Here is a 248-nt window from a genome sequence, read left to right as displayed (position 1 = left end):
ACACTCCGATCGAGCGGACCAGGCCGCGCTCGCGCGCCTCGATCATGCCCCGCCACGTGTCGACGTACTTGCCCACGCTCGGGTTGGGCCAGTGGATCAGCTGCAGATCGATGCGGTCGAGCCCCAGCATCCCGAGCGAGCCCTGGATGCTGTCGATCGCCTGCTGGAAGCCGTGGTGCCGGCCCGGGATCTTCGAGGTCACGATCAGGTCGTCGCGGTCGACGGGGCTGCGGCGCACCGCCTCGCCC

Annotated in this window: 1 protein-coding gene; it reads right to left on the bottom strand. The window is 70.2% G+C overall.

Annotation, left to right across the window (positions count from 1 at the left end; all coding sequences use genetic code 11):
- Window positions 1-248, bottom strand: a 248-nt coding sequence (locus ACQG3P_RS21260; protein WP_426806160.1) for an aldo/keto reductase, incomplete at both ends; no start/stop codon positions are given.

The sequence above is a fragment of the Stenotrophomonas sp. SrG genome, assembly GCF_050031795.1.
GTDB classification, from domain to species: Bacteria; Pseudomonadota; Gammaproteobacteria; order Xanthomonadales; family Xanthomonadaceae; genus Stenotrophomonas; species Stenotrophomonas rhizophila_A.
This window is presented reverse-complemented; position numbering and strand designations above follow the sequence as displayed.